Consider the following 5125-nt stretch of genomic DNA (forward strand, 5'->3'; position numbering starts at 1 on the left):
AACGTTTGAGGTAACGCGCGGCCGCCAGCGGAGCGCCAGGGCCGCGAGGCACATGATATGCCTGGGTGCCTCGCGGCCCTGGCGCGTAGCTGGTGGACGTCGCGTTGACCGAAGGGTTAGGCGTCTCTTGGCCTTGCATGCCTACTTGGCAGAAGTGAAGGACGGTTCCTTGAAGCACAGCGCGCGCAGTAGTTGGACGGCATGGTCTTTCGTATGCGCCCGCAGGACAAGGTGACCACGTTCGACGCGCAATGCTTCCGCCTCGACATTGGCCGACGGAATGACGACGCGTCTCGTTCCCGCCTCAACCGCGGCGACCACAGCATCGGCTTCCTTGTCTTTGGCGGGGGTGAAGCTGACAAGGAGCTCGTAAGGGGGACCGCTCGGTCGTAGCTGCGGGGTTGGTACTGGCGCAAACTCGGAGACGAATGTGTTGCACGGCTGCTCCACGTTCACTTGCTCTGGCGCCGAATGTAGAGGACGCCAGACGACGAGGATTGTGAGTGCTGCGATGCTAAGAAGGACGCCTACGCGGGCCGAAGTCTTCACAAGACGCCTAACGTTTGAGGTAACGCGCGGCCGCCAGCGGAGCGCCAGGGCCGCGAGGCACATGATATGCCTGGGTGCCTCGCGGCCCTTGCGCGTAGCTGGTGGACGTCGCGTTGACCGAAGGGTTAGGCCTCACTCACCGGTAGAAGGCGGGTTTTGAAACGCTTCTGGTCCGAGGTGTTCGCGACTTCGCGGAAACCACGACTTCTACAATTACGGGATCATCGCCATGACAGTCGCCTTCGAATAGGGTCCGCAGGACTGAGACGTCATTCTTCTTCACTTCAACACCGGCACTCATTTCTGCGCCGCAAGTGCCTTGGATGCTGCTGTTTCCGGGCGAGGGAAAGATCTCGACACCGTAGACGCCGTCCCGCAGACGGCAGGTTCTTAGGATAGATCGTTGAGGCGTGATCTTGTCGCCTTCCACCTTGACCAGCGTCCACGGGTCCCATTCGTTCGGACCCTTGGAGTCGACCATCTGCTTTCCTCTTTCGTTGTAGGCGCCGGCATACGAAACAACAAGATGGCCCTTCTTGGGAGAGCACTGGTACTTGACGAGTTTGTAGAACACATCCGCCTGCACGGCGTGAGTCCCGGCGAGCAACAGGATGAAGAGGAGCAGACGCTGCATCGGTGAGGCCTAACGTTCGAGGTGAGGCGCAGCCTACAGCGGGGGCCTGTGGCCGCGAGGTGCATGATAAGCCTGAGCACCTCGCGGCCACAGGCCCCCGCTGTAGGCTGTCGCCTCGACCGAAGGGTTAGGCGTCTGTCTACGGAGCCGCGACTATTCTTCCGAAGTTCGTTCGTTGCGTTGATGACTCCGAGTAACTTGCCGCGAGACCATCGCCCGAAGGAGAGAAGTAGCAACTGCCCCCGCCGCATGGAACCCGCAGCGTGCCCTTGACAATCTTTTCCGATCCGGTTCGGCCGCTATAGGCATAGGTCGCGGTGCACGACTCATCGATTTCGGTGACCCAAAGGCGAAGTTGACCGAAGTTCCCATATGGCCATGTCCCAGCCCAGCCCCCAAGGAGTGCAGCACACTCCTTAGGAACTGCGGTGCTCACGGGCTTGATTGCGTGGAGCTCGGCTTTGGGTACGGTGACGGGCGCGGTTGCCATGCACGCGGTTAGCGACAGTACAACGAGTGTCGGGACGAAAGGCCGGGGAAGTCGCAAGCTCCGCGTTGATGAGTGGTCGCAGGACATAGTTCCCTCCAAGGGATGAGACGCGCGTTGGATATGCTTCGCACGGCGAGCCGGGAGGACGGGACGTCGACGATCCAACCCGCGAGGGAAGGCTACTCGCTGTTGGCGCCTGTGGCAATCGCTAGGACGGCGGGCAGTTCGCGATGTGCCAGACGCCTAACGTTTGAGGTAACGCGCGGCCGCCAGCGGAGCGCCAGGGCCGCGAGGCACATGATAGACCTGGGTGCCTCGCGGCCCTGGTGCGTAGCTGGTGGACGTCGCGTTGACCGATGGGTTAGGCGTCACTGTTGAAGGAGCACTGTTCGACGGGCTTGCACTAGATGCGATCGCGCAGGAGCCACGTAGACACCAGAATTACGGCTATCGCGATAAGTGAGATGACGAGGTACCAAAGTATGCGGATGCCAGACGTGGAAATGCCCTTCGTGCGTTGTTCGACGTACGCGTTGCCTTGCTTGATACCAGGTAGCCTGCCAAGCACTTCTCCTAGGAGTTCGCCCGCACCGCTGAGCAGGAGGTAGATCGGTGGTCCCGCGACAAACCAGAGAAGCCACTTCACGGCACCGTCCGGTCGGTGCTGGTACAGATATGCTCCAGCTGCGATGCCAAGTAGAAGCCATAGCGCAAAGAGGATGAGCGTTAGATGTTTTGACATGAGGACCCACCCGTGACGCCTAACGTTTGAGGTAACGCGCGGCCGCCAGCGGAGCGCCAGGGCCGCGAGGCACATGATATGCCTGAGTGCCTCGCGGCCCTGGCGCGTAGCTGGAGGACGTCGCGTTGACCGAAGGGTTAGGTGGCTGCATGCCAGAGGCCTTGTTGCCAGAGCGACCACACGCGTGACCGTGCGGGCAGACCGAGTGCTGCAGGAATGAGCAAGCCTCGACAAGCCTTGAGCGTTGCCAGAGCCGTGCCCGTGGTTGCTTGCCAGAGCCGTGCGCTGCCCGCGCGTGCGACGGGCAGCCCGCGCTGGACGGCGCAGGCGACTCCCACGAACTGCTGAAGCCGTCCGCTGGCCGCCGGAGGACGGACAGCCCACTCGGGTGATCTCGCAGTCTTGGACACTTCGCTGATGTCGATCGCTTCTGCCAGGGCCGTGCCGATTGAGCGATAGCTGTAAACAAGCGCCGGCTGTTTGATACGCAACGGATCGGTGCTCGCAAGACGCTCGACGGACTGGGCAAGGCGCATCTTGGGCTGACACCTAACGTTTGAGGTAACGCGCGGCCGCCAGCGGAGCGCCAGGGCCGCGAGGCACATGATATGCCTGGGTGCCTCGCGGCCCTGGCGCGTAGCTGGTGGACGTCGCGTTGACCGAAGGGTTAGGTGGCTGCGGGTCTTGGGCAACGATGCCAGAAGGACGGATGACGAGAATGCGCAAACCAGAACTTGAACAGCGCAGGTGCGCGCGCTGCCAGAGCCCGAGCGGGTATTCCTGGACTTCGAGCTGAGCGGCCATGACGAGCGATAGACCTTGGTGAGCAGCAGTGCGGCCTTCGGTTTCCTAACTGCAAACGCCCGAAGGGCGCGTGGTGGGCTGCGCATGCAGCCAACGGATTTGTGTTTCTGCCAGGGCATCACGACGAACGACGTCTTCGCTTCCAGAGCGCAGCTCCGATCGCGCTCGCCGGCGACGGTGGGCTGAACGAACCTTCGCAAGTGGCGCACTTCGACGGACACCTAACGTTTGAGGTAACGCGCGGCCGCCAGCGGAGCGCCAGGGCCGCGAGGCAGATGATATGCCTGGGTGCCTCGCGGCCCTGGCGCGTAGCTGGTGGACGTCGCGTTGACCGAAGGGTTAGGCCTCGGTGCGTTGGCGACCGTGAACAGCGAGCAGGCTGAGGAGCGACTTGTGCCCTGAACTGGGCGACACGGACGCGAGAACTGCCAGAGCTTGACCGATGTTCTTGCCGCCGACGGCTGCCTGAGAAGCGATGCGAGCACCGCCCGAAGTGAACGCCATGCTCTTTGTGGCCTGGTGCTCGGTGCTTCGAGTCGCGACGACCGATCTTGTTCTTCGATGCGCTCGGGCCGTGCGCCGACCGCGCGTGCGACGGGCGGCTCGCACAGACCTTGCCCCCTGTTCCTTTGCCAGGGCCTTGCCAGACGCGCTGCTCTCGTATTCGGCTGTTCACTGCTGGCTGACGAGACGACGGTCGCAGGCATGTGGTGCTTCTTGAACGCTGCGAGTCGCGACGACCGTGCTGACCCGAGGCCTAACGTTCGAGGTGAGGCGCGGCCGCCAGCGGAGCGCCAGGGCCGCGAGGCAGATGATATGCCTGGGAGCCTCGCGGCCCTGGTGCGCAGCTGGTGGACGTCGCCTCGACCGACCGGTTAGGCCAAGAGAGGTGAGCGAAGCGAAGGAGGGCCGAGAACCCTACTGGTGACGAAGCCACACTGACGGTGCCTTGCTGCTGAAGTGCGTGCGTGCCGGGTCTTCGGACTTGGCCCTCAGGCCCGCGGATACGTTGCAGTGCGCAGGCGCCTTGCGCATGCGAGATCGGCTTTCTGGTCTTGGTGTTCTCGTCTTCTTCCTGCTTCGAGGAGCCGGATACGTCCGCTGGCCGCCGGAGGACGGACAGCCCGCTGAGGACTGGCCCTTCCGATTTGGCTCGCCGGCCTTGCCGATGGCATCGTCTCTTCTGGCTATCGGACTCTTGCTCGTCACCGCTTATGCGCGTGCACGACACCCTTGTCTTCATCGAGCCGCGATCATTGCGACTGCGCGGGTTCGTATTCACTGTGCCGGGGCCTAACGTTTGAGGTAACGCGCCCGCAGCAGCAGGGGGCTTGGGGCGCGAGGCACATGATGGGCCTGGGTGCCTCGCGCCCCAAGACGCCTGCTGTTGCGGGTCGCGTTGACCGAAGGGTTAGGCCGCATTTCTTGCCCTGGGAGATTACTTGGCGCCACGCTCAGAGACGATGCGTTGGGTTTGCTCTTTTGCAGCCTTGAGCGCACGCTTCGCAGATGCTCCGGCAGTGTCTAGGTCCGCCTTCAGTTGGCTGACGTAGGAATCAATCTCGTCTTCACTCATGAGATGTGCCGAAATTGTTGGCGCTCTGTCCCGCGTCGTGCCGCCATAGCTCTGCAGGCACAACATGACGTACGGGTCGAAGGGCAAGCGATCGTCTTTGGTCATCTTGGTGACTTCATGTCCGAATCGTCCGATCGTCTTTGACATGGTGGTCTCCCTGTGCTCGATGTGGCGAATGAGGTGAGCCGATCGTCGCACGGATGTCGGCACATGCGGCCTAACGTTTGAGGTAACGCGCGGCCGCCAGCGGAGCGCCAGGGCCGCGAGGCAGATGATATGCCTGGGTGCCTCGCGGCCCTGGCGCGTAGCTGGTGGACGTCGCGTTGACCG

Annotated in this window: 4 protein-coding genes; all 4 read right to left on the reverse strand. The window is 62.7% G+C overall.

Annotated features, from left to right (window positions below; translation table 11 throughout):
* Positions 1 to 141 precede the first annotated feature (141 nt).
* Positions 142 to 456, reverse strand: coding sequence for a hypothetical protein (locus HLB44_RS36470; protein ID WP_173135735.1), 315 nt, complete (start codon positions 454 to 456; stop codon positions 142 to 144).
* A gap of 229 nt (positions 457 to 685) precedes the next feature.
* Positions 686 to 1183 (reverse strand): hypothetical protein, encoded by a 498-nt coding sequence (locus HLB44_RS36475; RefSeq protein WP_173135738.1) that lies wholly within the window; start codon positions 1181 to 1183, stop codon positions 686 to 688.
* Positions 1184 to 2552: 1369 nt separating this feature from the next.
* Positions 2553 to 2951: a hypothetical protein gene (locus HLB44_RS36480; RefSeq protein WP_173135741.1), complete on the reverse strand. Its 399-nt coding sequence runs from the start codon at positions 2949 to 2951 to the stop codon at positions 2553 to 2555.
* Positions 2952 to 4657: 1706 nt separating this feature from the next.
* On the reverse strand, positions 4658 to 4942 hold the full coding sequence (locus HLB44_RS36485; protein ID WP_173135744.1) for a hypothetical protein: 285 nt from the start codon (positions 4940 to 4942) through the stop codon (positions 4658 to 4660).
* Positions 4943 to 5125: the final 183 nt, after the last annotated feature.

Source organism: Pseudaquabacterium terrae, assembly GCF_013266755.1.
Taxonomy (GTDB): domain Bacteria; phylum Pseudomonadota; class Gammaproteobacteria; order Burkholderiales; family Burkholderiaceae_C; genus Pseudaquabacterium; species Pseudaquabacterium terrae.